This window comes from Streptomyces sp. NPDC093795 (assembly GCF_044764665.1).
Lineage (GTDB): Bacteria > Actinomycetota > Actinomycetes > Streptomycetales > Streptomycetaceae > Streptomyces.
The window spans coordinates 778,494-803,297 of sequence record NZ_JBIWIO010000001.1; the positions used below are offsets into that span (position 1 = coordinate 778,494).

The window sequence follows — 24,804 nt, forward strand, 5'->3', positions numbered from 1 at the left end:
TGTCACATGATCCGCCGGACAGGCCCTGGGCCCGGGCCCGCAGGCTCAGTCGAACCAGCGGTCCCTCGCCAGTTCCGTCGTCCTCGACGGGTCCTCCAGGAGCGCCGCCACCTCGAAGCGGCGGGGCCACTGGCCAGCCGCCCAGGCCAGGCCCGCCGCCACGCCTTCCAGGGTGGAGGCGTGGACCACGCCGTCCGGGGTGCGGCGCCAGTCCAGTTCCGTTCCCGCCGCGCGGAGTTCCTCGTGCTCGATGTACGTGGTGGGTGTGGCGGGGCCCAGGAGGATGCGGACCGCGTCCGGCACCTCGTGTTCCTCGCCCTCCGTCGTCACCTCCGCCTCCACCGTCTCGCTGAGGCGCCGCACCTGGAGCAGTTCCGCCAGGTCCCCCGCCCGCGACGGCGACACCGGGAGCAGCGGCAGGCCGCCCGCCAGGGGCAGGAGGTCCGGGGCGTCCGCCACCAGGGCCTCCGACGCGTCCACGACGGTCAGCGTGCCGTCCACCACCGCCCGCAGTTCGTCCGGGAGCGTCACCTGCTCCGGGTCCAGGTCCGCCAGGGCCGTGTACAGCGCGTGGAGTTGGACCGGTGACACCTCCCGCGACGGGTCCGCCAGGCGGGTCAGGAGTTCCGCCGCGCCGCCCGGTTCGTCGAGGAGTGACGCGACCGACGTGCGTACGCCCAGGGCCCGGAGGACCTGCTCGTCTTCAAAGCCGGTCGCGTCGGCGGAGTCGTACAGACCGATCAGGAGCGGATCCGTGCCCGCGGCGCGCAGTCCCGCCGGGCGCCGGCCGTCCAGGACCGGGTGGTCGCGGAGCCACCAGGCCGTGTACGAGCGGACGCTCGTGGTCGTGCCGTCCGGCAGGAGGACCCGTACGGGCTGGGTCAGGGCGTCCCGGAGGGGCGGCTGCGCGAGGAGCGCGAGGGCCTGCGGCCAGGCTTCGTCGTCGACCAGGTCCAGGTCCCGTACGGCCACGATCTCCGTCGCCACCGGCGGCACCGGCGACTCCGGCAGCCGGTCCAGGACGTCCTCGCACCACACGTCGACCGCGTCGAGGAGCCCGGCGTCGTCCGGCTCCGGGTAGTCGCCCTCGCGCGGTTCGACCTCGTCCGGGTCGAGGAGCAGGTCGGTGGCGCGGACCAGGGCGAAGGTCGCGAGGACTCCGACGGCGGCGAGGGGCTGTTCGCCCCAGCGGGCGGCCAGGTCGGCGTCCACGTACGCCAGTTCGTCCTCGCGCATGACGGCGGCGAAGGGTGAGCCCGGGAGGACGAGTTCGGCCGCCGGGGAGAGTTCGCCCTCGTCGTCGGGGAGGGCGAGGGCGCCGAGCCAGGGCTCCTCGCCGGGGTCGAGTTCCGCGTCCCGTACGAGCGTGAGGACCGTGTCCGCGAGTTCGTCCGCGTCCAGCGCGTCCCCGTCCTCGTCCCAGATCTCGCCCGCGTCGAGGGAGGCCGCGACCGCCGCCCGTACCTGCGGGGTCGTCAGGACCGCGCGGGGTGTGGCGGGCAGGGCGCCCAGCTTCTCCAGGAGCGGGTGGGCGGCCTCGGGGTGGGCGACCTTCAGGCCGAGCCGGGTCAGTTCGGCGGGGGTCCTGTCCTGCGGCAGGAGGACCTGGCGGGGGCCGATCGCCGTACGGATCCGGGCGCCTTCCTCGGACTCGGCGAGCGGGACCGGGAGGCCGGTCAGGCGGTCCGGGTCGACGCCGGCGAGGGAGTCGTACAGGCGCCACCACCACGTCGGGGGCCTGTCCACCCCGGCGAGGCGGTCGATCGCCTCGGTCAGGGGTACGCGGCCGACGCCGAGCGTGCGGAGTTCCGGGCGCCGCTCCAGGCCCGCCGGGAGGAGCGTCGGGAAGACCTCCGCGAGGACGTCGACCGTGTCCGCGCCCGCGCTCTCCACGACCTCGGCCTCGATCGGGCGGAGCGCGGGGAGTTCCTCGGTGGGGGCGGCGGGCGCGAGGAACGCGACGCGCGGCAGCCGGTCCAGGATCGCCTCGCGCAGCGCCCCGTCGATGGGGCCCTTGCCGAGCGGGCCGGGGACGAGGTCGAGCGTGGCGGTCGTCACCGGCTGCCAGTCGGCGAGGAGTTCGGCGTACGCGTCGGCCGCGCGCTGCACCAGGAAGTCGGTGAGCGGCCCGGGCGCCGGGTGCCGTCGCGCGGTGTCCAGGGGCAGGGAGGCGATGAGGAGGGCGGGGATGCCGAGGGGTTCGTCGGTGGGGGTGGGGGCGTGCACGACGGGAGTCGTACGGGGGTAGCGGGGGGCTCCCTCGGTGTCCACGGGTACGGCCCAGGTGACGGACCAGTGGGGGCGCAGGCGCTCCTCGACCGGGCGGTCCTTGAGGAGTCCGGCGTCGAGGGAGCCGCCGTGGGTGACGGTCCGCCAGCGGTGGGTGCCGGTGGCGGTGTCCTCGACGCGTACGTAGCCGTCGTCGTCGGAGCGGGTCAGGGTGCGTACGCCCTCCGCCGTCTCGACGACGATCTCGGCGAGGCCGGGGAGGGTGAGGAGGAGGGCGTCGTCGACGGAGGAGAGGAGCCGTTCGGCGAGGTCGCGGGCGGCGGTGTCGCGGAGGGGAAGCACGGCGACGGTGTCGTAGCCGTCGGGGGCGGTGCCCTCGGCGGGCAGCGGGAGCCGGAGGAGGGGCACGTGGCCGTCGCGGCGGCGCAGTTCGTCGCCGAGGCCGGGGCTGTGCCGGGCGGTGTCGGCGGCGAGTTCGCGGGCCTCGGCGAGGGACCAGCGGACGCCGCCGTGACGGCCGAGGACGGCGGGTTCGTCGGTGACGGCGAGGACGGCGGCGAAGCCGACGCCGAAGCGGCCGACGGCGCCGTGGGTCTGCTCGCGCTTGGCGGAGGCGCGGAGGGTGGAGAGCGATTCGGCGCCGGTGGCGTCGAGGGGGGCGCCGGTGTTGGCGGCGGCGAGGACGGCGGGACCGTCCTGGTCCGCCGGGTGGAGGGTGAGGCGGAGGCGGCCGGTGACGCCGGCGCGGGCGGCGGCGTCGGCGGCGTTCTGGGCGAGTTCGACGACGAGGCGGTCGCGGTAGCCGCCGAGGGCGAGGTCCTCCTCGGCGTTGGCGTCCTCCCGGAAGCGGGCGGGGGAGGCGCCCCAGGCATCGAGGACGCCCCGCCGGAGCCGGGCGGTGCCGAAGGGGTCGGTCTCGTCGTCGGTCGTCGTCGTCCGGACGCTGACGCTCACGTCTGACTCCACTCTGGGGGCGGGGCGGGGTGCTTCCGGGACCTGAAGTCCCGGGCCCGAAGGTACCGCGCGCGGCGGCATCGCCCTGCCGCCTGGCGCGTCGGCGCCCTGCCGCCCGGCCCGGTTCCGGAGAGGTGAACGGGCGGCTGCGGCTACGAGTGGCCCAGGTCCTCCGACGAGTCGTCCGGGTCCGTGGTCGAGCCGGAGTCCTTGGCGGGGCGGAGGGGGAAGGCGTCCGTGGCCATCGAGTCGAGGACCGGGGGTGCCGGGCGGGGCGGCGTCGGCATGATCGCGGCCTCGGAGTGGCCTCCGCAGCCGTACGCGAGGGAGACGACCCGGCCGTCGGCGGGGGCGAACTCGTTCGCGCAGACGCCGAAGCCCTGCTTGAGGGAGCCGGCGAGCGGCACCAGGAAGGCGCAGGACTCGCAGGTGGCGGGGGCGGCCTGGGCCATCGGGGTCCGGGGGCCGAAGGCCTCGTCCCAGCGGTCGGCGGCCAGGTGGAGCCCGTAGCGGGAGAGGACGCGGGCCCTGCGCATGCCGAGGTCCTCGGCGACGGCGGCGATCGTCGTGCGGGAGGGCACACGGGTGACGATCTCCGCGTCCTCGACGTCGAGGTGCTCCGTCAGCTCCTCGGACAGCGCCGAGTTCGGCGGCGGCGCGTCCTCGCCCGTGTAGCCGGGCTCCAGGCGCAGGTCGTCCTCCTCGGTGGGGAGGAGGTCTCCGGGGCCCATGTCGCCCGGGCGCAGCCGCTCGCTCCAGGGCACCCACTCGGGGGCGAGGAGGGCGTCGGAGCCGGGCAGCAGGACGGTTTCGTCAAGGGTGATGTTCTTGGCGCGGGAGGCGCGGGTGACGGTGACCGCCCAGCGCCAGCCCCGGTAGCCGGGTTCCTTGGACTCGAAGTAGTGGGTGACGACTCGGTCGCCCTCCGCGACGACGTCGACGTGTGCGCCGACGATGCCGGGCGCGGCCGCCTCCTCGGCGGCCTCCCGCGCGAGGTCTACGGCCTCGGCGCACAGGCGGTCGGGGATACGCGTGGCTCGCGGGGTACGCGGGGTACCGCTTCGCGTCGTCGCAGCACTCACAGGTCTCGCTTCTCTCCTACGCCGTCTCACGGGTGCGCCGGCCGAGGGGCGGGAGCGAAGCCACGGGCGGCGGGCGGAGCGGACCTGGGGGCCGCATCGACGTCCGCGCACCCGACTTGTCTCGCGTGTCTCGGGCACACCTATCGTCATCCATTCTGCGGGATGCCGAAGAGGCGCGCGGCCGAGAGCTTCCGCCGGTGACGCGCTACGCACGCTACCCCGTTCGCGGGCCTCAGCCCACCTGCCCGCCCCAAGTGGCCCGGATCATGGACAGCGGGAGGGGGGTGGAAGGGGCTCCGGAAGGCGCCCGAAGGCGGTCGGAGCGGGCTCGTCCGCCGCGCCACGGTTCGTCCGGCGTGGCGGTCGGAGCGGGCTCGTCCGCCGCGCCACGGTTCGTCCGGCGCGCCGGTGGGGCACTATGACGGAGTGGCAGCCGCACGGTCTCCCGCACGATCCGAAGATCATGCCGGACCGCTCCGCCGAGCGGGCCGGTCGGTCGGTCGTGCCCTGCACCTGCCGTTCACGGGCACGGCGCGGGGCATCAGGAAGGCCACGCACGCGCACGGCGCGGGCGAGTCGGGGCTCGGGAAACTGATCGAGCTGCACGCGGTGAACGGCGCCGGGGACGTCATGATCACGGTCGCTCTCGCGTCCACGGTCTTCTTCTCGGTGCCCACGGACGAGGCCCGCGGCCGGGTCGCTCTCTATCTGGCCGTCACGATGGCGCCCTTCACCCTCCTCGCCCCGGTGATCGGTCCGCTCCTCGACCGCATCCCGCACGGCCGGCGGGCGGCGATGGCGGGGGCGATGCTGACCCGCGCGGTCCTCGCGATCATGATGTCGGGGGCGGTGGCGACCGGGGGCATCGAGCTGTATCCGGCGGCGCTCGGGGTCCTGGTGGCCTCGAAGGCGTACGGGGTGGTGCGCAGCGCGGTCGTGCCACGGCTGCTCCCACCGACGTTCTCGCTGGTCAAGGCGAACTCCCGGGTCACTCTGGCCGGGCTGCTCGCGACGGGCGTCGCCGCGCCGATCGGGGCGGGGCTTCAGATGGTCGGGCCGGGCTGGCCGCTGTACGGGGCGTGTGCGCTGTTCCTGCTCGGGGCGTTCTGGGCGTGGCGGATGCCGCCGAAGGTGGATTCGGCGAAGGGTGAGCGGCGGGCGCACCTGCTGACGCACGGCGAGAAGAAGCCGAGCCTGCGGACGGTCGGCCCTTCGGTTCTTCGCGGTCTCGCGGCGAACTCGGCACAGCGCATGCTGTCCGGTTTCCTGATCTTCTTCCTGGCGTTCCTGCTGCGCGAGCATCCGCTGTCGGGGCAGAGCGCCGCCGTGTCCCTCGGCATCGTGGGTGTGGCGGCGGGCGTGGGCAACGCGTGCGGGACGGCGGTCGGCTCGCTGCTCCGGGACCGGGGCCACGGGCCCGAGGTGATCATCGCCACGATGATCAGCGTGGTGTTCGGTACGGCGGTCTGTGCGGCGGTGTTCTTCGGCGGGGTGATGGTCGCCGTCCTGGGCGCGGTCGCCGGTCTCACCCAGGCCCTGTCGAAGCTGTCCCTCGACGCGCTGATCCAGCGGGACGTGCCGGAGGTCGTACGGACGTCGGCGTTCGCGCGCTCGGAGACGGCCCTGCAGATGGCGTGGGTGGTGGGCGGCGCGATCGGGATCGCGCTGCCTCTGAACGGGACCCTCGGCATGTCCGTCGCGGCCTGCATCCTGGGCCTCGGTGCGCTGCTCGCGGTACGCGGCCTGCTCGCCGCCGCCCGCAGCCACCCCGGGTCGAAGGGGCGCCCGAAGGCCCCGGTGGCGTAGCCCCCGTCCCGCCCGGTGGCGCGGGCCCGTTTCGTACGGGAGGGCGGCACGCCGTACCCCCGCGTGGCGCGGGCCCGGCGGCCCGATAGCCTTCGGCTCATGACCGTTGCGTTCTTCTCCGGCTCGCGCCGCCGGGCCGCCGTCGCCCTCGGGGCCGTCTCGGCCGGCCTCCTCGTTCTCTCCGCCTGCGACAAGCCGACTCCGCTCGCGACCGTGACGGTCGGGACCGACTCGATCCACTCCGAGGCTTCCTGCTACAACGACGGCGACGCCATCAAGGAGTCGCAGATCCAGCAGTGCCTCAACAAGAAGGCCGAGAAGTCCATCACCGTGGCGATGGACGACAAGATCCGCTTCGGGGTGGACCCCGAGATCGCGGACAACGGCTGGACGATCTTCCTCGGCGGCCAGCAGGCCGAGCCCGAGCCGTACAAGAAGACGTACCGGACCATTCCGGCCAGCGCCTTCTTCTCCACCCAGCCCGGCGCCGAGGCCACCGACAACACCCAGGTGACCATCGTCGAGAACACCGGCAAGAAGCTGACCGGTGTCTGGCACTTCCAGCTGAAGAAGGAATCCTGATCCTCCGGTGCCCCACCGGATCCTGATCGTGACGGCCGTGGCGGCGGAGGCGGACTCCGTCACCGCCGGCCTCGGCCACGATCTCGGCCGCCTCGGCGGCGCGGAGCTCCTTCCGCTGCCGGGGGGCCTCGTGCTGCGCCGTCACCCGGGACCTGACTCCGGCAGGGTCGATGTCCTCGTGGGCGGGGTCGGGCCCGCCGCCGTGGCCGCGTCGACCGGGACCGCTCTGGCGTACGCGTCGCTCACGGACCCGGACCGACCTTATGACCTGATCGTCTCCGCCGGGATCGCCGGCGGATTCCCCTCCCGCGCGCCGCTCGGCTCCGTCGTCGTCTCGGCGTCCGTCGTCGCCGCCGACCTCGGCGCCGAGACCCCCGACGGGTACCTCGCCGTCGAGGAGCTCGGCTTCGGGCGGTCCGCGCACGCCGTGCCGGAGGCCCTGACCGGCCGTATCGCCGCCGCCCTGGCCGCCGGGGGCCTGCCGCACACCGTCGCACCCGTCCTCACCGTCTCGACGGTCACCGGCACCGCCGGCCGCGCCGCCGAGCTCGCGGAACGCCATCCGGGGGCCGCCGCCGAGGCCATGGAGGGCTTCGGTGTCGCCGAGGCCGCCGCCGGGTACGGGATCCCCGTCGTCGAGATCCGAGCCGTGTCGAACGCCGTCGGCCCCCGTGACCGGGCCGCCTGGCGCATCGGCGAGGCCCTGGAGTCGCTGGGGCACGCCTTCCGGCTGCTCGGCAAGACCGTCTTCGTGGAGCTGGAGCCGTCGTGACCAAGCTGAAGATCGCCTACTCGCCCTGCCCGAACGACACCTTCGTCTTCGACGCCTGGGCCCACGGCCGCGTCCCGGGCGCCCCCCGCCTCGACGTGACCTTCGCCGACATCGACGTCACCAACGGCTGGGCGGAGAGCGGCACCGACACCCATGACGTCCTGAAGGTGTCGTACGCCGTGCTGCCGTGGATCCTCGACGCGTACGCGCTGCTGCCCTGCGGCGGCGCCCTCGGCCGGGGCTGCGGGCCGCTCGTCCTCACCCGGGATGCCGGGACCGGCGCGGACCTCGCGGGGAAGACGGTCGCGGTGCCGAGCGAGCGTTCCACCGCGTACCTGCTGTTCCGGCTCTGGGCGGCCGAGAGCGTGCCCGGCGGGGTCGGGGACGTCGTCGTGATGCCGTTCCACGAGATCATGCCCGCCGTGCGGGACGGGAAGGTCGACGCGGGGCTCGTCATCCACGAGGCCCGCTTCACGTACCAGAACTACGGGCTCCACTGCCTCGCCGACATGGGCGAGCACTGGGAGTCCACGACCGGTCTGCCGATCCCGCTCGGCGCGATCGTCGCCCGCCGCTCGCTCGGCGCCGAGACGCTTGAGCGGCTCGCCGCGGCCGCCCGCGCCTCGGTACGGATGGCCTGGGACGACCCGGCCGCCTCACGGCCGTACGTCCTGGAGCACGCGCAGGAGATGGACCCGAAGGTGGCCGACCAGCACATCGGCCTCTACGTCAACGAGTTCACGGCCGACCTCGGCGAGCACGGCTACGCGGCGGTCCGCGGGCTGCTCACCCGCGCCGCGGCCGAGGGGCTCGTACCGCCCCTCGGCCCGGACGCGCTCGCCTTCCCGTAACGGGGCCCGGTTCCCGTGGCCGGACCTACACGTCGAGCTGGTCGGCCACCGCCCGCAGCAGGCCGGCGATCTTCGCGCCCTGGGCCTTCTCCGGGTAGCGGCCGCGCTCGAGCGCGGGCGTGATGTTCTCCAGGAGCGTCGTCAGGTCCTGGACGATGGACGCCAGTTCGTCGGGCTTACGGCGCTGCGCCGCGGCGACGGACGGCGTCGGGTCGAGGATGGCGACGGACAGCGCCTGGTCGCCGCGCTGGCCGGCGACGACGCCGAACTCCACCCGCTGCCCCGGCTTCAGTGCGTCGACTCCGGCAGGGAGGACCGACGAGTGGACGAAGACGTCGCCGCCGTCGTCACGGGAGAGAAAGCCGAAGCCCTTCTCACTGTTGAACCATTTGACCTTGCCGGTAGGCACGTCTGTCCTCGTCCTCGTACTCGTCGATGGGTATGGCAAACAGCGGGTCGGCCGACCCGCCGGCACCAAGGCTAATGGTCCGGCGGCCGGTGACAAGACGGTGCCGGTGTGTTCCTGTGGCCTGGGAACTACCCTGGCCGGATGCGTACTGAAACCCACGCCGCACCGGTGAACGACAGCGCTCCGGGTGACGGCCTCGTCAAGGCCGGTGTGATCCTCTTCGCCGTCGGCGCGGTAGCGACGCTGGTCACCGTGGCTCCGCTGTTCCTCGGCACCGACCCGTTCCCCACCGTGGCGTACACCGTCTCCATGCTGATGGGGGTCGGGTTCCTCGTCGCCGGCGCCGGGGTGCTGCGGGCGATCGCCGCCCAGCGGCGGCAGGCGCGGGGCGGTCCGGCGGCGCCGGTTCAGGCCAGATAGCCCTCCCACCAGGGGCGGAAGTCCGTCAGGTCCGGCAGGACCACGTCCGCGCCGGCCTGCTTCAGCTCCTCTGCGGGGCACGGGCCGGTGGCCACGGCCACCGAGAGGGCGCCCGCCGTCATGGCGCCGCGGACGTCGCCGACGTGGTCGCCCACGTACACCTGGGCGCCGTGGGCGCGCAGGGCCTCCGCCTTGCCCTCGGCCCACAGGCCGCCGGCGACCGCGTCCGGTTCGATGCCGAGGTGGGCGAGGTGCAGCTCGGCGTGCGGGCCGTTCTTCGCGGTGACGACGATCGTGCGGCCCCCGGCCTCGCGGACGGCCTCGATGGCGTCCCGGGCGCCCGGCATCGGGTGCGAGGGCTCGATGGCGTACGAGGGGTAGAGCGCCCGGTAGCGGGTCACCATCTCCGGGACGTGCTCCTCGGGGAACCAGTACGCCATCTCGTGTTCGAGGGGCGGGCCGAGGCGGGTCACGACGAGGTCCGCGTCGATCACGGCACCGGTCTCGGCGGCGAAGGCCTGCCAGGCCGCCTTGATGCCGGGGCGGGTGTCGATCAGCGTCAGGTCGAGGTCGAAGCCGACGGTGAGGGGGGTCGCGGGGGCAGACGGCGGGGTACGCATGGTGGCCATTCTGGGGGTCATCGGGCTCTGATGTTCGAATCTCGGTGCTGCTTACACTGAGCCAAGCCTTACCGAACCCCGCACCGCCCGACGCTCCACCCGATGGGTCCTGATGCCAGCCGCTTTCCGTACCAGACGGGTCCTCGCGACCTCGGCGGCTCTCGTCGCCCTGCTCCTCGCCGTCCTCCTCAGCCTCGCCGTCGGCGCCCGCCCCATCGCGCCCTCCACGGTCCTCGACGCGCTGCTGCACGGCGGTACGAGCCCCGACGCCGAAGTCGTACGGCAGCTCCGCGTCCCCCGGACCCTCATCGGGCTCATGGTCGGCGCCGCGCTCGCCCTCGCCGGCACCGCCCTCCAGGGCATCACCCGCAACCCGATCGCCGACCCCGGCATCCTCGGCATCAGCCAGGGATCCTCCGTCGGTGTCGTCCTCGCCATCGCGTTCTTCGGGGTGCACAGCCTCACCGGGTACGTGTGGTTCGCGTTCGCGGGCGCCGCGCTCGCCGCGGTCGCCGTCCACGCCATCGCCTCCGGCGGGCGCGGCGGGGCGACGCCCGTGAAGCTGGCACTCGGCGGGGCCGCGATCAACGCGCTGCTGCTGTCCGTCACCACCGGCATCCTCACCACCAGGGCCTCCGCGCTCGACGAGTTCCGGTTCTGGCAGATCGGCTCCCTCGACGGCCGGGACGCGCAGCTCGTCGGCCAGATCTGGCCGTTCCTGCTGATCGGCGCGGTCCTCGTCGTGTCCGTGGCGCGCGGGCTCGACGCCCTCGCGCTCGGCGAGGACGTCGCCAAGGGGCTCGGGCAGCGGGTCGCGACGGTGCGGATCGTCGGCGGGGTCGGGGCGACCGTCCTCACCGGGGCGGGCGTGGCCGCCGCCGGGCCCGTCGCCTTCGTCGGCCTCGCCGTCCCGCACATCGCGCGGGCCGTCGTCGGCTCCGACCACCGCTGGGTCCTGCCGATGGCCGCCGTCATCGGTCCTGTGATGCTGCTTGTGGCGGATGTCGCCGGGCGGATCGTGTTCCCGCCGGGCGAGGTGCCCGCCGGGGTGATGACCGCGCTGATCGGGGTTCCGTTCCTGGTCACGCTCGTACGCCGGAAGGCGGTGCCGGCGTGACCGCCGTGGACCTGAGAACCAGGCCCGCCGGGTACGGGATCGTGCGCGCCGGGCGCGCCTCCTTCCTGGTGCACCGGCGCTCGGCCCTCGTCGCCGTGGGCCTGCTGCTGCTCCTGGCCGCGTCCGGCGTCGCGTACCTCTGCGTCGGCGAACGGTTCGTCGAACCCTCCGAGGTTCTCCGGGTCCTGCTCGGGGAGGCGTCTCCTTCGGCGTTCGTCGTGGAGGAGCTGCGCGCGCCCCGGCTCGTCGTCGCCCTCGCCGTCGGCGCGGCCTTCGGGATCGCGGGCGCCCTCATCCAGACCGTCGCCCGCAACCCGCTCGCCAGCCCCGACATCATCGGCATCAGCCAGGGCGCGGGGGCCGTCACCGTCGCCGCGATGACCTTCGGCCTCACCTCGTACACCGTCCTGCCGTACCTGTCGGTCGCGGGCGGGGTGCTCGCCGCCGGGCTCGTGTACGCGTTCGCGTGGCGCGGCGGGCTGCACGCGACCCGGTTCGTCCTCATCGGCATCGGCTTCGCGATCGCCCTGCGGTCCCTCACCACCCTGTTCATGACGAAGGGCGACTACCTCGTCGCCCAGCAGGCGCAGATCTGGATGACCGGCTCCCTCAACGGGCGCGGCTGGGACGAGTCCGCGCCCATCCGCTGGACGCTGCTCCTCCTGCTGCCCGCCGTCCTCTGGGCGGCCCGCGCCCAGAGGACGGTGTCCCTCGACGACGACACGGCGACCGGGCTCGGCGTACGGCTCGGGCGGGTCCGGCTCGGGCTCGTCGCCGTCGGGGTCGTCCTCGCGTCCGTGGCGACGGGCGTCGCGGGCCCGGTCGACTTCGTGGCGCTCCTCGCGCCGCAGATCGCCCGCCGTATGACGCGGACCGCGCAGATCCCGCTGCTCTGCTCGGCGCTCACCGGCGCCGCGGTCGTCGTCCTCGCCGACCTGGTCGGCAGGCGGCTCTTCTCCCCCGTCGAACTGCCGGTGGGAGTCCTCACGGCGGCGATCGGCGCCCCGTATCTGATCTGGCTCATCGTCCGGAGCCGTACGGAAGGCAAGGCATGACGAGCAGGCTGACCGCGCGCGAGCTGACGCTCGCCTACGAGGACCGCACCGTCGTCCACGAGCTGGACCTGGCGATCCCCGACGGCAAGGTGACGGTGATCGTCGGCCCCAACGCCTGCGGCAAGTCGACCACCCTGCGGGCCCTCGGACGGTTGCTCAAGCCGGCCGGTGGCGCGGTGCTGCTCGACGGGGAGGAGCTGGCGAAGCTGCCGACGAAGGCGATCGCCCGCTCCATCGGGCTCCTTCCGCAGACGCCCGTGGCGCCCGAGGCGATCACCGTCGCCGACCTGGTGTCGCGCGGGCGCCAGCCGCACCAGGCCTGGTGGAAGCAGTGGTCGGAGGAGGACGAGCGGGCCGTCACCGACGCCATGGCCCGTACGGACGTGACCGCGCTCGCCGACCGGTCCGTCGACGCGCTGTCGGGCGGGCAGCGGCAGCGGGTGTGGATCGCGATGGCGCTCGCGCAGGAGACGGACCTGCTGCTCCTCGACGAGCCCACCACCTACCTGGACATCTCCCACCAGGTGGAGGTCCTCGACCTGGTCCGCCGCCTCAACCGGCTGCGCGGGCGGACGGTCGTCCTCGTCCTCCACGACCTGAACCAGGCGGCCCGGTACGCCGACCACCTGATCGCCATGAAGGCGGGGCGGGTGGTGGCGGAGGGGGCGCCGGGGGAGATCGTCACGGAGGAGCTGGTACGGGATGTCTTCGGCCTGCGGTCGATCGTGGTCCCGGATCCGGTGACGGGGTCGCCGCTGGTGGTGCCGGGGGCGCCGTGGAGTGCGGAGGACGAGGGGGTCACGTCCCCGACGGCCGCGGCTGCTCCGGCGGAACCGAGCTCTCGGCCGCTGCCATCCACTGGTCCAGGTCGGCCTGGGTGAACTCCGTCCACGGCGGGATGTCGGGGAGCCGGCGGAGGAGGTCGTAGGCCTCCGGGATGTGGGGGCCGCGCAGGACCGGGCAGTGGCAGCCGGCGATGACCTCGGCGCCCAGGTGCTGGAAGTCGGTGACGACCGTCCCGAACTTCTGGGCGTCAAGGAGGGCGACCCAGGGCGAGACCAGCCTTCCGCCGAAGAACTGGCCGTCGCGGAATTCGTCCGGCGACAGCGCCGCCGTTTCGGGCAAGGGGGTCGGCACGTTCGTGGCGAAGGTGTCGACGGACCACAGGACGTTGCTCTTCGAGTCGAAGAGGGCGCGGGTCGTGGGGTTGTCGTACAGGGGCGGTCGCTTGGCGACCAGGGTGCGGTCGCCCACGTCGATCGTGTCGCCGTCGGTCATGAAGCGGCACCGGTTGATCGGGGTCTCCCACTCCTCCGCCATGCGGCCGATGGAGAACCATGTCGTCAACAGGGTCGCGTTCGGGCATTCCGCGAGGGCCGCCAGGAGGTTGCCGGCGTGGTCGCGGTCGTCGTGGGTGAGGAAGATCCACCGTACGTCCAGGGGATCCACGACGGACCAGGCTGCCTCCAGCCACTGGGCGCGCACCGCGGGCGCCCCGGTGTCCACGAGGATCGGTTCGGCTCCCCGGATCACCATCGAGTTCATCGGGAAGTGGCCGACCGGTGGGGCCTCGAGGGCCCACGGGATGACGAACGTCTCCTCGGCGATCTTGTACGGCTGCAGAAGGTCGAAACTTTCCATGGTCGTCATCGCTGCTCTCCCTAGGCCGGAGTCGCCGCAGCGTCCTTGAATCCAGTGCAGCCCCGTGCCGGGCTGTCGTCAAACGCTGGACCCGTGACGGTCGGTCAGTGGCGGCGGGTACGCCAGAGGAGGAACAGGGCCGAGGCGACCGCCGCGGCCCTGAGCGTCCACGGCCAGGTTTCCGAGATCGCCGCGCCCATCGCCTCCCCGCCCGCCGTCACCGGCGCGCCCCACCGGCCCTCCACCCTGCCCCACAGCCAGACCACGCCCGACGCCGCGGCGAGGCCCGGGATCACCAGGACGGCGGTCTTGACCTCACCCGGGGTCAGCCGGCGGGAGGCGTACGCGAGGAGCCAGCCCCCGGCCAGCGCCACCAGCGAGCCGAAGACCGCGCCGCCGAGCAGCAGGAGCGCGGCGAGGAGGACGAAGGGGCTCGTGGGGCGGAAGCGGGGGGCGGGGCCGGCGATCTCCGCATCCGGGGCCGGGGCCGGGGTCGTTTCGGGGGTGTGCCGGCTGCGGCGGCGCCTGCGCAGTACTCCGGCCAGGCCGCGGCGCTTCCCCCGTACCGGCTCCGCCTTCCCCTCCTCCCCCTCCTCGTGGTCCTCGTCCTCGTCCTCCGTCGGCGGCTCGAACAGGTCCGGGCGTTCGACCCCTCCTACGAAGCCCCCGAAGTCCCCGAGGCCCTCGGTGGCTTCGGTGGCGTCGGTCCGCCACCAGTCCGGCTCCGGCTCTCGTTCCGGCTGCGGCTCTCGTTCCGGCTCTCGTTCCGGCTCTCGTTCCGGTTCTCCCTTGCGGGGCTTCGGCAGCGGCGGCGCGCCGGGGCCGTCGTCGGTGCCGCCCACCCGCTCCACCACCTCGTCCGGCGTGCCGAGCGCGCCGAGGATGCCCCGTACCGCCGACGGGCTCTCCTCGCCGTGCGTGGCGCGCCGCCGGTCGATCTCGTTCCGGAGCGTCGACACCAGCCGCATCCGGTCGCCGGCCGGCAGCTGGCGTTGTTGTGCCAGATCGCCGACCCGGCTCAGATAGTCGTAGACCAACTGGTCGCTCTCGATCCCCACGGTGCCCCTCCACGGCCGGTTCGCCCGGTACGGCCCGACGTTAGCGCCTGGACAGCGGCTAACGTGGTGCGGATGGGGATCGGTGAGCTCGACCGGGAGGCGCACGTGCCCGAGGTAACTGGCGCCGCCGCGGCGCCCCGCACACTCGCGGAGGCGCTGCGCGCACGGGGTGACGAGGGGCTCGCCGCGCTGCTGCGGGCCCGGCCGGACCTGCTGAGTCCCGTGCCGAACGACCTGACGCAGCTGGCGACGCGCGCCGGTACGCGGGGTTCGGTGGTGCGTGCCCTGGAGCGGCTCGACCGGTTCGCCCTCCAGACGGCGGAAGCGCTGGCCGTCGGCCCGGACCCGGTCCCGTACCCCGTACTCCTGGCGCTGCTCACCGGCGACGAGGGTGATCCGGAGATCGAGGCGGCGCTGCCGGGTGCGGTGGCGCTGCTGCGTGAGCAGGCGCTCGTGTGGGGCGAGGACGACCGGCTGCGGCTGGTGCGGACCGCGCGGGAGCTGCTCGCGCCGTCGGCGCAGCACCCGTCGCCGACCGGGCTCGGGCCGACGGTCGCCGAGGCCACGGCCGGGATGTCGCCGGGCCGGGTGCAGGAGATCATCTCGGCGGCCGGGCTTCCGGCGACGCACGATCCGGTGTCGGCGGTGGCGGCGCTCACGGGTCTTTTCACCGACCGGGAGCGGATGGGGTCGCTGCTCGACACCGCCGCTCCGGAGGCGTTGGCGGTCCTGGACCGGCTGGTGTGGGGGCCGCCGTACGGCGAGGTGACGGCGAACCCGGCGCCGCCGGTGCGCTGGCTCCGCGACCGGGGCATGCTGCTCCCCGTGTCGGCGCGGACCATGGTGCTGCCGCGTGAGGTGGCGCTGCATCTGCGGGGCGGCCGGGCGCACCGGGCGCCGGAGCCGGTGCCGCCGGAGCTCGGGGTGCTGCGCGAGTACCGTCCACAGGTGGTGGACAGTGCGGCGGCCGGGCAGGCGCATGTGGCGCTGGCGACGGTCGAGGAGCTGCTGAAGTCCTGGGACCGGGGCGGCCCGCCGGTGCTGCGCGCGGGCGGTCTCGCGGTACGGGATCTGAAGCGGACGGCGGCGGCGCTCGACGTGACGGAGGAGACGGCCGCGTTCTGGCTGGAGCTCTGTCACGGGGCCGGGCTGCTCGCCTCGGACGGGGAGGCGGACGAGCGGTACGCGCCGACGCCCGCCTACGACCACTGGCTCGATCTGCCGCCCGCCGAGCGGTGGGCGCTGCTCGTGACGCCGTGGCTGTCGGCGACCCGCACGGCGGGTCTGGTCGGCGGGCAGGACGCGAAGGGCCGTACGCTCGCCGCGCTCGGCCCGGATCTGGACCGGGCGCCCGCGCCGGAGGTCCGGCACCGGGTCCTTGCGCTCCTCGCGACGCTCCCGCCGGGGTCCGCGGCCGATCCGGAGACGCTGTTCGCACGGCTTCGCTGGGAGCGGCCACTGCGGGGTGCCGCGCAGATCGCCTCCGACGGGGACGTCGCCGGGGCCCCCGACCTGCGGTCGCGGCTCGCCCGCTGGACGCTCGCGGAGGCGGAGTTCCTCGGGCTCACGGGGCGTGGCGCCCTGTCGGGTCCCGCGCGGGCGCTGCTCAACCTGCCGCTCGCGGAGGCCGCGACGGCCACGGCGCCGGGCGGCGGCGTGGAGCTGTCGGTGGCGGCCGACCGGGCGGCGACCCTGCTCGCGCCGCTGCTGCCCGAGGCCGTCGACCACGTCCTCCTCCAGGCGGATCTGACGGCCGTCGCGCCGGGGCCGCTGCGGCGCCCGCTCGCGGACGCGCTCGCGGTCCTCGCGGATGTGGAGTCGAAGGGTGGCGCCACGGTCTACCGGTTCACGCCCGGGTCCGTACGGCGGGCGCTCGACGCCGGGCAGACGGCGTCCGACCTGCACGACTTCCTGAAGGCACACTCCCGTACGCCGGTGCCGCAGCCCCTCGCGTACCTCGTCGACGACGTGGCGAGACGGCACGGGCATCTGAAGGTGGGGGCGGCATCGGCGTATCTGCGCTGCGACGACGACACCGTCCTCGGCGAGATCCTGGCCGACCGCCGTTCCGCCTCGCTCGGCCTTCGCCGGCTCGCGCCGACGGTGCTCGCGGCGCAGACGGACCCGGCGTCGCTGCTCGACGGGCTGCGGGCGATGGGGTACGCGCCGGCCGCCGAGTCGGCGGAGGGCGACGTGCTGATCACCCGCGCCGACGCGTACCGCACGCCCGCGCGTACGGCTCCGGTGCCGGTGCCCGACGGGCCGCCCGCGCCCGACACGACGCTGCTCGGTGCGGCGGTACGGGCGATCCGGGCGGGCGACCGGGCGGCGACGGCGGTACGGAAGGAACCGGCGGCCGCGTCGACGGCGGGCGCCCTCCCCCGCACGTCCGCCGCGGAGACCCTCGCCACCGTGCAGGCCGCCGCGATGACCGGCTCGGCCGTGTGGATCGGCTACGTCAACGCGGACGGCGCGGCGAGCCAGCGGGTCATCGCCCCGGTCCGCGTGGAGGGCGGCTTCGTGACGGGCTACGACCACACGGCCGACGAGGTACGCACGTACCCGCTGCACCGCATCACGGGCGTCGCGGAGCTGGCGGACGACCAGGTGTGACGGACGGTGGGGGCGGTGCCGGGAGCGGTCAGACGTGCAGGTTTCCCGTCAGGAGCAGGACGAAGAAGACCATCCAGCCGATGGCGTCGATCAGCGCCGGGTACACCACCGCGAGGCCGCCGGCCAGGACGGCGAGGTTGACGCGCGCCTGACGTCGCCGCTTGGTGCGTGCGAGGCACCAGGCGGGCACGACGAACGCGAAGGGCACGACGAAACCGCCGATCAGGAAGACGGGAAGGGCGGCGAACATGCCGGCCTCGCCCGCCACCCAGAACGACAGGAGCGGCGCGAGCACGGTCGCCGCGAGCGGGAACACCCACCAGCGGGGGTCGGCCTCGTCGCCGGGGTCGGGTGCGGCTCCACGTACGGGTACAGGTGCGGTTGCGGGCGTGGAGACGGTGGACTGGACGACACGGTGGGTCATGCCCCCATCCCACCGCGCCACCCCCGGCGTCCCCCACCGCGCTCGTACTCATTCGCGGCGCACCGCGTACTCAGCGGCGCGGCTCAGTCCAGTTCGAGGACGACACGGACGCGTGCCTCGACGGCGGCGAGTTCGGAGGGGGCGAGCAGACCGAGCATCCGGCGCAGGCGAGGTTTGCCGACCGTGTGGAGTTCGGTGCAGTCCACATACGACTCCGCGTACTTCCTGAGGCCGCTCTCCGGCCCTACGGCGACATGCGTCTCCTCCGGCCCGGACGTGCCGGTGACCAGGGCGACCGTGATGCCGGACAGGCGCCGCGAGATGCGGTTGGCCGTCAGGACCACCGCGGGGTGGGGACCGATCGGCTGCGGGAAGGCGCAGACCCACACCTGCCCTCGCAGCGGCGGCATCGAGAGGGTCGCGGCCACTCAGAACTCCGCCGCGTCGGCCGCGGCGAGGTCGGCCTCGGTCACCAGCGCGTCGAGCAGTGGGCCCGGTGCGCCGCCGTCGCCGTAGAAGCGTGCGATGTTCCGCGCGGCCTCGATCTGGCGGGCCTCACGGTGCAGCAGCCGGATCGCTTCGCGCAGCGCGTCGGACGTGGACTCCAGACGCAGTATCGCCATGGTCTCGCGCAGGTCCGCCCAGTCCTGCCGGGAGAGCCTGACCTGAGCGGGCGATCCCGCCGTCTCCGCCGCGCGTCCGGACACGGACCTCACCTCACGTCGCACGTCATACAGCTGTCATACGAGGGTGCCACGCCCTGCCTCGCGCGCGCAACCATGCTGCACACTGGAGGATTGGCCGTTACGGGAACGGCACGGTGTCGGAAGGACCTGATCACGTGAGTGGACCGCTCATCGTCCAGAGTGACAAGACCCTGCTCCTGGAGGTCGACCACGAGCTCGCCGACGCCTGTCGGCGGGCCATCGCGCCCTTCGCGGAGCTGGAGCGGGCGCCGGAGCACATCCACACGTACCGGCTGACGCCGCTCGGGCTGTGGAACGCGCGGGCCGCCGGGCACGACGCCGAGCAGGTCGTCGACGCGCTCGTCGAGTACTCGCGCTACCCCGTGCCGCACGCGCTGCTCGTCGACATCGCCGAGACCATGGCCCGGTACGGGCGCCTCACCCTGTCCAAGCACCCCACCCACGGCCTCGTCCTCACCAGCACCGACCGGCCCGTGCTCGAGGAGATCCTGCGGTCGCGGAAGGTGCAGCCGCTGGTCGGCGATCGGATCGACGCCGACACCGTCGCCGTCCACCCCTCCGAGCGCGGGCAGATCAAGCAGACGCTCCTGAAGCTGGGCTGGCCTGCCGAGGACCTCGCCGGGTACGTCGACGGCGAGGCGCACCGGATCGACCTCGCCGAGGACGGCTGGGCCCTGCGCCCGTACCAGAAGCAGGCCGTCGAGGGGTTCTGGCACGGCGGTTCCGGGGTGGTCGTGCTGCCCTGTGGCGCGGGCAAGACGCTCGTCGGGGCGGGCGCGATGGCGCAGGCCAAGGCGACGACGCTGATCCTCGTGACGAACACCGTCTCCGCCCGGCAGTGGAAGAGCGAGCTGGTGAAGCGGACGTCGCTGACCGAGGACGAGATCGGCGAGTACAGCGGTACGAAGAAGGAGATCCGTCCGGTCACCATCGCCACGTACCAGGTCCTCACGACCAAGCGGAAGGGGATCTACCCGCACCTGGAGCTGTTCGACTCCCGGGACTGGGGCCTCATCGTCTACGACGAGGTGCACCTGCTGCCCGCGCCCGTCTTCAAGTTCACGGCCGATCTGCAGGCCCGGCGGCGGCTCGGACTGACGGCGACCCTGGTGCGGGAGGACGGGCGGGAGTCCGACGTGTTCTCGCTGATCGGGCCCAAGCGGTTCGACGCGCCGTGGAAGGAGATCGAGGCGCAGGGGTACATCGCGCCCGCCGACTGCGTCGAGGTCCGGGTGAACCTGACCGACTCGGAGCGGCTCGCGTACGCGACCGCCGAGGCCGAGGAGAAGTACCGCTTCTGCGCGACGACGGCGACGAAGCGGAAGGTGACGGAAGCCCTGGTGAAGAAGTTCGAGGGGCAGCAGATCCTCGTCATCGGGCAGTACATCGACCAGCTCGACGAGCTCGGCGAGCACCTGGACGCGCCCGTCATCAAGGGCGAGACGTCGAACGCGCAGCGGGAGAAGCTCTTCGACGCGTTCCGTACCGGCGAGATCAGTGTGCTCGTGGTGTCGAAGGTCGCGAACTTCTCCATCGACCTGCCGGAGGCGACCGTCGCCATCCAGGTGTCGGGCACCTTCGGCTCGCGCCAGGAGGAGGCGCAGCGCCTCGGCCGGGTGCTGCGGCCGAAGGCCGACGGGCACCAGGCGCACTTCTACTCGGTCGTCGCCCGCGACACCATCGACCAGGACTTCGCGGCGCACCGCCAGCGGTTCCTGGCGGAGCAGGGGTACGCGTACCGGATCGTCGACGCGGACGAGCTGCTGGCGCCGTGACCTGACCGTTCAGTCCATCAGGGCGAGGAGCGGGCCTGTGAGACCCAGGCAGTACTGGGCGGTGACGAGGGCGCGGCGGGGCACCACGAGGGCCGCCACGCCCACGGCGGCCCCGAGGGCCAGGGCCCAGAAGCCGGCCGTGATGAAGATGCCGCCCACGCCGTCGCCGTCGATGGCGTCACCGAGGGTGAGTACGGCGGTGAGCACCAGGCAGGCGACGAGGAAGAGCAGCCCGAAGGCGGCGGCGACGCGCAGGCCGAAGGTGTAGGGGGCGGGGGCGGGCGCTTCCGAGGCGGTCTCGTCCGCGGCCGGGGTCGGCGCTTCCGGGGCGGTCTCGTTCGCGGCCGGGGGCAGGTCCGCGTCCGGGGCGGTCTCGTCCCGGTCCGGGGTGGGCGTCGTCGTCATGGGCTGATCCCATCAGGTGCGACGGCGGCGCCGGCAGGCGTTCTCGTACTCAGTCGGGGCCGGGGGCGTACTCAGGACGCGGGTTCCTGACCCCGGCCTCGGGCGGGCCGTAGTCGCCGAGGAGGACGACTCCGGCCGCCGCGCCGCCGAAGGCGCGGATCGCGCGGAGGGCGGTGCCGAGGGGGCGGACGCGGGGGCGGGGGATCGAGGGCACGTGGGTGAACGTCGTCGCGGTCATGTATCCATGATGGAATCCGGACATTCCGAACACATCGCTCTGGGGGGTGAACCCGGGGCGGGCCCGGGTCCGACGTGAGGCGGACGCCGTCCCCTACGGGGTGGAGGAGGTTTGAATCCGTTCGCACCCGCCCCCGCCCAGGAGTTACACTCGCCAGCTTCCCCGCCTCCCCCGTGGAGAGCCGCCGCCCGGCCGGAAACCGGCGGCCACCTCGTCGTGTCCGCGTATCCACCTGCCCGGAGGCTTCACCGTGTCCGCGTCTGTGCCCGTGCCCGTATCCGATTCCGCGCCCGACGCCGATCCGCTCGGCCATGAGCGCGCCCATCTGACCTCCTCGCGTGCCGCCCTGCGCGCGATGCGGGAGGACGTCGAGGCGCTCGACATCACGAACGTCACGGCGAACTGGGTCAACTCGGTCGTGCTCGGGCGGCAGATCGAGGACCGCATCAAGGCGCTCGCCGACCTCTCCGGCACCCCGCTGTTCTTCGGGCGGCTCGACTACCTGCACACCACGCAGGAGGGGCAGCGCTTCTACATCGGGCGGCGGCACGTCCATGACGCCGACGGCGACCCGATGGTGATCGACTGGCGTGCGCCGGTCTCGCAGCCGTACTACCAGGCGTCGAAGAAGGACCCGCAGGACGTCGGGCTCCGCCGCCGCTTCGGGTACACGGGCGGCGAGCTCACCGCGTACGAGGACGAGCACCTCTCCGACCCGGCGGAGCTGGAGACGACCAGCCGGCTGCTCCAGGCGGAGATCGAGCGGCCCCGCGTCGGTCCGATGCGGGACATCGTCGCCACGATCCAGCCGGAGCAGGACGGGATCGTCCGCTCCGGCCTGTCGGGGACGGTGTGCGTGCAGGGAGGCCCCGGTACCGGAAAGACGGCCGTGGGTCTGCACCGCGTCGCGTACCTCCTCTACGCCCACCGGGAGCGGCTCGCCCGCACCGGCACCCTCGTCATCGGGCCGAACCGGTCCTTCCTCCACTACATCGAGCAAGTCCTGCCCGCCCTGGGCGAGTTGGAGGTCAGCCAGGCGACCGTCGACGATCTCGTCGCGTACGTCGAGGTGCGGGGGACGGACGAGGCGGCGACGGCGGTCGTGAAGGGCGACGCCCGGATGGCGGAGGTGCTGCGGCGGGCGGTGCGCTCGCACGTGGCGCTGCCGAAGGAGCCCCTGATGGTGGTGCGGGGGTCGCGCCGCTGGCGGGTGCCCGCGCACGAACTGGAGGAGATCGTACGGGAACTGATGGACCGTGACATCCGGTACGGGGCGGCCCGTGACGCGCTGCCCCAGCGCATCGCCCACGCGGTCCTCGTCCGGATGGAGCAGGCGGGCGAGGCGCCCGACGACCGGGTGCAGAACGCGGTGGCGCGGAACACGGCGGTGAAGGCGGTCGTGAAGGAGTACTGGCCGCTGGTGGAGCCCGCGAAGCTGGTCCTCCGGCTGCTGAGCGACCCGGAGTTCCTGGCGGAGCACGCGGCGGGGCTGCTCACCGAGGACGAGCAGAAGCTGCTGCTCTGGACGAAGCCCGCGCGGAGCGTGAAGACGGTGAAGTGGTCGGCGGCGGACGCGGTCCTCATCGACGAGGCGCGGGACCTGGTGGAGCGGACGCACTCGCTCGGGCACGTGGTCCTCGACGAGGCGCAGGACCTGTCCCCGATGCAGTACCGGGCGGTGGGCCGGCGCTGCACGACCGGCTCGGCGACGATCCTCGGGGACCTCGCGCAGGGGACGACGCCGTGGGCGACGACGAGCTGGGCGGAGGCGCTCGGGCACCTGGGGAAGCCGGAGGCCGTGGTGGAGGAGCTGACCGCCGGTTTCCGTGTGCCGCGTGAGGTGATCGCGTACGCCTCGCGGCTGCTTCCGCACATGTCGCCGGGGCTCGCGGCGGTGGAGTCCGTACGGGAGAACCCGGGGTCGCTCGCCGTACGCCCGACGGACGCGCTGGACGCGGACGTCGTCGCGGCCTGTGTCGAGGCGCTGGGCCACGAGGGTTCCGTCGGCCTGATCGCGGCGAACGCGCGGATCGCGCCGCTGGCGGAGGCGCTGACGGCCGCCGGTCTCGCGTACCTCTCCCCCGGCGAGGAGACGACGGCCGAGTCCCGGCTGACCCTGGTACCGGCGTCGCTCGCGAAGGGCCTGGAGTACGACTACGTGGTCCTGGACGAACCGGCGGCGATCGTCGACGGCGAACCCGACGAACGCACGGGCCTCCGCCGCCTGTACGTGGCCCTGACCCGAGCCGTGTCGGGCTTGACGATCATTCACTCGGCGCCGATTCCGGAGCAGTTGACGCAGGGGTGACCCACCCGGCGGGAAAATACGGCGGGTGACCGATGAGTTTCCTCGGAGGTCCCGGTCTTAGGTGATAGTTGCTGCTGAGCATGGCTGCTGAGCAGCGCTGCTGAGTGCCGGTCATGTCATGGAACACCGAACGGGAGAACCCAGATGCGCACCCTGATCAGCTCCGCCTTCGTCTCGCTCGACGGCGTCATGGAGGCTCCGGGCGGCGAGGCCGGTTACCGGAACGCCGGGTGGACCTTCAAGGACATGGAGTTCCTGCCGGAGGCGTACGCCATCAAGGGGCGGGAGCAGGAGGAGGCCACCGCGATGCTGCTCGGGCGGGTCAGCTACGAGGCGTTCAGCGGGGTGTGGCCGGACATGGAGGACTTCGTCCAGTACAAGGTGATGCCGAAGTACGTGGTGTCCACGACCCTCGCCGAGGACGGCCTGGTCGACAACTGGGGCGAGACCACGATCCTGCGCTCGCTCGACGAGGTCGCCGCGCTGAAGGAGACCGAGGGCGGCCCGATCATCATGCACGGCAGCGCGACCCTCAACCGGGCGCTCTCGGACGCCGGTCTCGTCGACCGGTACCACCTGCTCGTCTTCCCGCTGCTGCTCGGCGCGGGCAAGCGGCTGTTCAGCGGCACGGACAAGGACACGCAGAAGCTGAAGCTCGTCGAGCACGAGGCGTACGCGAACGGCATGCAGCTGAACATCTTCGACGTCGTCCGCTGACCCGGCTTGTCGTGAGGGGTCAGAGCGCCGCCGCGTACTCCGCGAGGGCCTCGGTGCGGGAGCGGTGCGCGACGGCCGCGAGGACCGGGTTCGTCTCGCGGTAGTAGGCCTCGGTCACCAGGCCCCAGGCCAGCGCCCAGCCCCGGCCCCGCGCCCAGGTCGCGTCGTCGGCGCCGGCGGCCTCGCGGAACAGCGGGCGGGTGTCGGCGGTGAGCAGGGTCCAGGCGGGCATCATGTCGCAGGCCGGGTCGCCGGTGCCGAGGCCGCCGAAGTCGATGACGGCGCTGAGCCGGCCGTCGCGGCCGAGGAGGTTGCCCGGCAGCAGGTCGCCGTGGACCCATACGGGCGGGCCCTCCCACTGCGGGAGCCGCAGCACCGACTCCCAGGCCGCGGTGGCCAGTTCCGTGTCGACCAGGCCGTGGGCCCCGAGGCCACGGACGGCGGACGGCAGGTTGCCTTCCTCCCAGGCCGTGACCGGGCCGCCCCGGAAGGACGACGGGCCCCCGCTCGCGTCCACGGTACGCAGGGCGGCACCGAAGCGGCCCAGCTCGACGGCCGCATGGGCGAGGTCGGTGAGCGGCACGTCGTACGTGTCGTCCCCGTCGAGCCAGCGGTAGACGGACCACGGCATCGGGAAGTCGGGGCCCGCCCCGGCCCGCCCGACCGGGACGGGGACGTCCAACGGCAGGTGCGGGGCGAGCAGGGGCAGCCAGCGCTGTTCCTTCTCGACGTGGCGCGCCGCGTACGGGACGCGGGGCAGCCGCACGACGAGGTCGTCGCCGAGCCGGAACATCGCGTTGTCCGTACCGGCGGAGGCCACGGCCCGCACCGGAAGCCCGGCCCACTCGGGGAACCGTCCGGCGACGAGCCGTCCGACGAGCGCGGTGTCGATGTCGAGCTCGCCGGGTTGCGTCGGGGTGGCTGCCATGCCGGGCAGGCTAACGACCGCGCCGGGCCCGGGGCCACGCGTTTTCCGCGCGACGCCGGGTCCGTACGGAACCGGGTTCGCGCGGCGTCGTCC

General features: G+C 73.6%; 24 protein-coding genes. 12 read left to right on the top strand and 12 right to left on the bottom strand.

Features of this window, described 5'->3' with window-relative positions:
* Nucleotides 1-45 precede the first annotated feature (45 nt).
* Together ACIRB7_RS03725 and ACIRB7_RS03730 are read right to left on the bottom strand one after the other, a co-directional pair.
* Nucleotides 46-3,195: a sacsin N-terminal ATP-binding-like domain-containing protein gene (locus ACIRB7_RS03725; protein ID WP_403591769.1), complete on the bottom strand. Its 3,150-nt coding sequence runs from the start codon at nucleotides 3,193-3,195 to the stop codon at nucleotides 46-48.
* A gap of 140 nt (nucleotides 3,196-3,335) precedes the next feature.
* Nucleotides 3,336-4,265 (bottom strand): DUF3027 domain-containing protein, encoded by a 930-nt coding sequence (locus tag ACIRB7_RS03730; protein ID WP_403591772.1) that lies wholly within the window; start codon nucleotides 4,263-4,265, stop codon nucleotides 3,336-3,338.
* Nucleotides 4,266-4,691: 426 nt separating this feature from the next.
* Between ACIRB7_RS03730 and ACIRB7_RS03735 the strand changes: the two genes are divergently transcribed.
* The 4 genes from ACIRB7_RS03735 to ACIRB7_RS03750 all read left to right on the top strand — a co-directional run bounded on the left by ACIRB7_RS03735 (nucleotide 4,692) and on the right by ACIRB7_RS03750 (nucleotide 8,276).
* The gene (locus ACIRB7_RS03735) at nucleotides 4,692-6,071 is read left to right on the top strand and encodes an MFS transporter (RefSeq protein ID WP_403591775.1); all 1,380 of its coding nucleotides are present in this window, start codon (nucleotides 4,692-4,694) and stop codon (nucleotides 6,069-6,071) included.
* 99 nt (nucleotides 6,072-6,170) lie between these two features.
* A complete protein-coding gene (locus ACIRB7_RS03740) occupies nucleotides 6,171-6,653 on the top strand; it encodes a DUF2771 domain-containing protein (protein ID WP_403591778.1) in 483 nt (160 codons plus the stop codon).
* A gap of 7 nt (nucleotides 6,654-6,660) precedes the next feature.
* Nucleotides 6,661-7,425: a futalosine hydrolase gene (locus ACIRB7_RS03745; protein ID WP_403591781.1), complete on the top strand. Its 765-nt coding sequence runs from the start codon at nucleotides 6,661-6,663 to the stop codon at nucleotides 7,423-7,425.
* Complete coding sequence (locus ACIRB7_RS03750; RefSeq protein WP_403591783.1) at nucleotides 7,422-8,276, top strand: 1,4-dihydroxy-6-naphthoate synthase; 855 nt, start codon at nucleotides 7,422-7,424, stop codon at nucleotides 8,274-8,276. Before ACIRB7_RS03745 ends, ACIRB7_RS03750 begins: the two co-directional genes overlap by 4 nt.
* A 25-nt stretch (nucleotides 8,277-8,301) precedes the next feature.
* Here ACIRB7_RS03750 and ACIRB7_RS03755 read toward each other — a convergent pair whose 3' ends face one another.
* On the bottom strand, nucleotides 8,302-8,685 hold the full coding sequence (locus ACIRB7_RS03755) for a cold-shock protein (RefSeq protein WP_403591786.1): 384 nt from the start codon (nucleotides 8,683-8,685) through the stop codon (nucleotides 8,302-8,304).
* Nucleotides 8,686-8,826: 141 nt separating this feature from the next.
* Between ACIRB7_RS03755 and ACIRB7_RS03760 the strand changes: the two genes are divergently transcribed.
* On the top strand, nucleotides 8,827-9,105 hold the full coding sequence (locus tag ACIRB7_RS03760; RefSeq protein ID WP_403591789.1) for a hypothetical protein: 279 nt from the start codon (nucleotides 8,827-8,829) through the stop codon (nucleotides 9,103-9,105).
* On the opposite strand, the gene ACIRB7_RS03765 is transcribed toward ACIRB7_RS03760, so the two are convergent.
* A complete protein-coding gene (locus tag ACIRB7_RS03765; RefSeq protein ID WP_403591791.1) occupies nucleotides 9,093-9,725 on the bottom strand; it encodes an HAD family hydrolase in 633 nt (210 codons plus the stop codon). The two genes, ACIRB7_RS03760 and ACIRB7_RS03765, sit on opposite strands and share 13 nt — an antisense overlap.
* A 112-nt stretch (nucleotides 9,726-9,837) precedes the next feature.
* Here ACIRB7_RS03765 and ACIRB7_RS03770 point away from each other — a divergent pair, with 112 nt between their 5' ends.
* The 3 genes from ACIRB7_RS03770 to ACIRB7_RS03780 are packed head-to-tail and all read left to right on the top strand — an operon-like array spanning nucleotide 9,838 to nucleotide 12,778.
* The gene (locus ACIRB7_RS03770) at nucleotides 9,838-10,842 is read left to right on the top strand and encodes an iron chelate uptake ABC transporter family permease subunit (RefSeq protein ID WP_351220435.1); all 1,005 of its coding nucleotides are present in this window, start codon (nucleotides 9,838-9,840) and stop codon (nucleotides 10,840-10,842) included.
* Nucleotides 10,839-11,897, top strand: a complete 1,059-nt coding sequence (locus ACIRB7_RS03775) for a FecCD family ABC transporter permease (RefSeq protein ID WP_403591794.1) — start codon at nucleotides 10,839-10,841, stop codon at nucleotides 11,895-11,897. Before ACIRB7_RS03770 ends, ACIRB7_RS03775 begins: the two co-directional genes overlap by 4 nt.
* Complete coding sequence (locus ACIRB7_RS03780; RefSeq protein WP_403591797.1) at nucleotides 11,894-12,778, top strand: ABC transporter ATP-binding protein; 885 nt, start codon at nucleotides 11,894-11,896, stop codon at nucleotides 12,776-12,778. Before ACIRB7_RS03775 ends, ACIRB7_RS03780 begins: the two co-directional genes overlap by 4 nt.
* On the opposite strand, the gene ACIRB7_RS03785 is transcribed toward ACIRB7_RS03780, so the two are convergent.
* Both ACIRB7_RS03785 and ACIRB7_RS03790 read right to left on the bottom strand, forming a co-directional pair.
* A complete protein-coding gene (locus ACIRB7_RS03785) occupies nucleotides 12,696-13,547 on the bottom strand; it encodes an MBL fold metallo-hydrolase (RefSeq protein WP_403591800.1) in 852 nt (283 codons plus the stop codon). The two genes, ACIRB7_RS03780 and ACIRB7_RS03785, sit on opposite strands and share 83 nt — an antisense overlap.
* Nucleotides 13,548-13,642: 95 nt before the next feature.
* Nucleotides 13,643-14,596 carry a hypothetical protein gene (locus ACIRB7_RS03790; RefSeq protein ID WP_403591802.1) on the bottom strand — a complete coding sequence of 318 codons (954 nt, stop codon included), beginning with the start codon at nucleotides 14,594-14,596 and terminating at the stop codon, nucleotides 13,643-13,645.
* A gap of 72 nt (nucleotides 14,597-14,668) precedes the next feature.
* Here ACIRB7_RS03790 and ACIRB7_RS03795 point away from each other — a divergent pair, with 72 nt between their 5' ends.
* Complete coding sequence (locus ACIRB7_RS03795; protein ID WP_403591805.1) at nucleotides 14,669-17,209, top strand: helicase-associated domain-containing protein; 2,541 nt, start codon at nucleotides 14,669-14,671, stop codon at nucleotides 17,207-17,209.
* A 28-nt stretch (nucleotides 17,210-17,237) separates the two neighbouring features.
* Here the strand turns inward: ACIRB7_RS03795 and ACIRB7_RS03800 are convergent, their stop codons facing one another.
* The 3 genes from ACIRB7_RS03800 to ACIRB7_RS03810 all read right to left on the bottom strand — a co-directional run bounded on the left by ACIRB7_RS03800 (nucleotide 17,238) and on the right by ACIRB7_RS03810 (nucleotide 18,340).
* The gene (locus ACIRB7_RS03800) at nucleotides 17,238-17,633 is read right to left on the bottom strand and encodes a hypothetical protein (protein ID WP_403591808.1); all 396 of its coding nucleotides are present in this window, start codon (nucleotides 17,631-17,633) and stop codon (nucleotides 17,238-17,240) included.
* Between the two features lie 83 nt (nucleotides 17,634-17,716).
* A complete protein-coding gene (locus tag ACIRB7_RS03805; RefSeq protein ID WP_403591811.1) occupies nucleotides 17,717-18,061 on the bottom strand; it encodes a type II toxin-antitoxin system PemK/MazF family toxin in 345 nt (114 codons plus the stop codon).
* Complete coding sequence (locus tag ACIRB7_RS03810) at nucleotides 18,062-18,340, bottom strand: hypothetical protein (RefSeq protein WP_403591814.1); 279 nt, start codon at nucleotides 18,338-18,340, stop codon at nucleotides 18,062-18,064.
* 134 nt (nucleotides 18,341-18,474) lie between these two features.
* On the opposite strand from ACIRB7_RS03810, the gene ACIRB7_RS03815 reads away from it, so the two are divergent.
* Nucleotides 18,475-20,115 carry a DNA repair helicase XPB gene (locus ACIRB7_RS03815; protein ID WP_403591818.1) on the top strand — a complete coding sequence of 547 codons (1,641 nt, stop codon included), beginning with the start codon at nucleotides 18,475-18,477 and terminating at the stop codon, nucleotides 20,113-20,115.
* Nucleotides 20,116-20,124: 9 nt separating this feature from the next.
* Here the strand turns inward: ACIRB7_RS03815 and ACIRB7_RS03820 are convergent, their stop codons facing one another.
* Together ACIRB7_RS03820 and ACIRB7_RS03825 are read right to left on the bottom strand one after the other, a co-directional pair.
* On the bottom strand, nucleotides 20,125-20,520 hold the full coding sequence (locus ACIRB7_RS03820) for a hypothetical protein (RefSeq protein ID WP_403591821.1): 396 nt from the start codon (nucleotides 20,518-20,520) through the stop codon (nucleotides 20,125-20,127).
* A gap of 49 nt (nucleotides 20,521-20,569) precedes the next feature.
* Entirely contained in the window at nucleotides 20,570-20,758 is a 189-nt protein-coding gene (locus tag ACIRB7_RS03825) for a hypothetical protein (RefSeq protein WP_403591824.1), read from the bottom strand.
* A 355-nt stretch (nucleotides 20,759-21,113) separates the two neighbouring features.
* Between ACIRB7_RS03825 and ACIRB7_RS03830 the strand changes: the two genes are divergently transcribed.
* Nucleotides 21,114-23,066 (top strand): HelD family protein, encoded by a 1,953-nt coding sequence (locus ACIRB7_RS03830; protein WP_403592490.1) that lies wholly within the window; start codon nucleotides 21,114-21,116, stop codon nucleotides 23,064-23,066.
* Between the two features lie 144 nt (nucleotides 23,067-23,210).
* Nucleotides 23,211-23,783: a dihydrofolate reductase family protein gene (locus tag ACIRB7_RS03835; RefSeq protein ID WP_403591827.1), complete on the top strand. Its 573-nt coding sequence runs from the start codon at nucleotides 23,211-23,213 to the stop codon at nucleotides 23,781-23,783.
* Between the two features lie 19 nt (nucleotides 23,784-23,802).
* Here the strand turns inward: ACIRB7_RS03835 and ACIRB7_RS03840 are convergent, their stop codons facing one another.
* Nucleotides 23,803-24,711 (bottom strand): aminoglycoside phosphotransferase family protein, encoded by a 909-nt coding sequence (locus ACIRB7_RS03840; RefSeq protein WP_403591830.1) that lies wholly within the window; start codon nucleotides 24,709-24,711, stop codon nucleotides 23,803-23,805.
* Nucleotides 24,712-24,804 lie beyond the last annotated feature (93 nt).

Bases quoted from the DNA above. Each gene is read 5' to 3' on its own strand.
- ACIRB7_RS03770 (WP_351220435.1), top strand. From the start codon at position 9,838: ATGCCAGCCGCTTTCCGTACCAGACGGGTCCTCGCGACCTCGGCGGCT.
- ACIRB7_RS03780 (WP_403591797.1), top strand. From the start codon at position 11,894: ATGACGAGCAGGCTGACCGCGCGCGAGCTGACGCTCGCCTACGAGGAC.
- ACIRB7_RS03820 (WP_403591821.1), bottom strand. From the start codon at position 20,520: ATGACGACGACGCCCACCCCGGACCGGGACGAGACCGCCCCGGACGCG.
- ACIRB7_RS03740 (WP_403591778.1), top strand. From the start codon at position 6,171: ATGACCGTTGCGTTCTTCTCCGGCTCGCGCCGCCGGGCCGCCGTCGCC.
- ACIRB7_RS03825 (WP_403591824.1), bottom strand. From the start codon at position 20,758: ATGACCGCGACGACGTTCACCCACGTGCCCTCGATCCCCCGCCCCCGC.
- ACIRB7_RS03760 (WP_403591789.1), top strand. From the start codon at position 8,827: ATGCGTACTGAAACCCACGCCGCACCGGTGAACGACAGCGCTCCGGGT.
- ACIRB7_RS03765 (WP_403591791.1), bottom strand. From the start codon at position 9,725: ATGCGTACCCCGCCGTCTGCCCCCGCGACCCCCCTCACCGTCGGCTTC.
- ACIRB7_RS03830 (WP_403592490.1), top strand. From the start codon at position 21,114: ATGCGGGAGGACGTCGAGGCGCTCGACATCACGAACGTCACGGCGAAC.
- ACIRB7_RS03785 (WP_403591800.1), bottom strand. From the start codon at position 13,547: ATGACGACCATGGAAAGTTTCGACCTTCTGCAGCCGTACAAGATCGCC.
- ACIRB7_RS03800 (WP_403591808.1), bottom strand. From the start codon at position 17,633: ATGACCCACCGTGTCGTCCAGTCCACCGTCTCCACGCCCGCAACCGCA.
- ACIRB7_RS03835 (WP_403591827.1), top strand. From the start codon at position 23,211: ATGCGCACCCTGATCAGCTCCGCCTTCGTCTCGCTCGACGGCGTCATG.
- ACIRB7_RS03840 (WP_403591830.1), bottom strand. From the start codon at position 24,711: ATGGCAGCCACCCCGACGCAACCCGGCGAGCTCGACATCGACACCGCG.
- ACIRB7_RS03795 (WP_403591805.1), top strand. From the start codon at position 14,669: ATGGGGATCGGTGAGCTCGACCGGGAGGCGCACGTGCCCGAGGTAACT.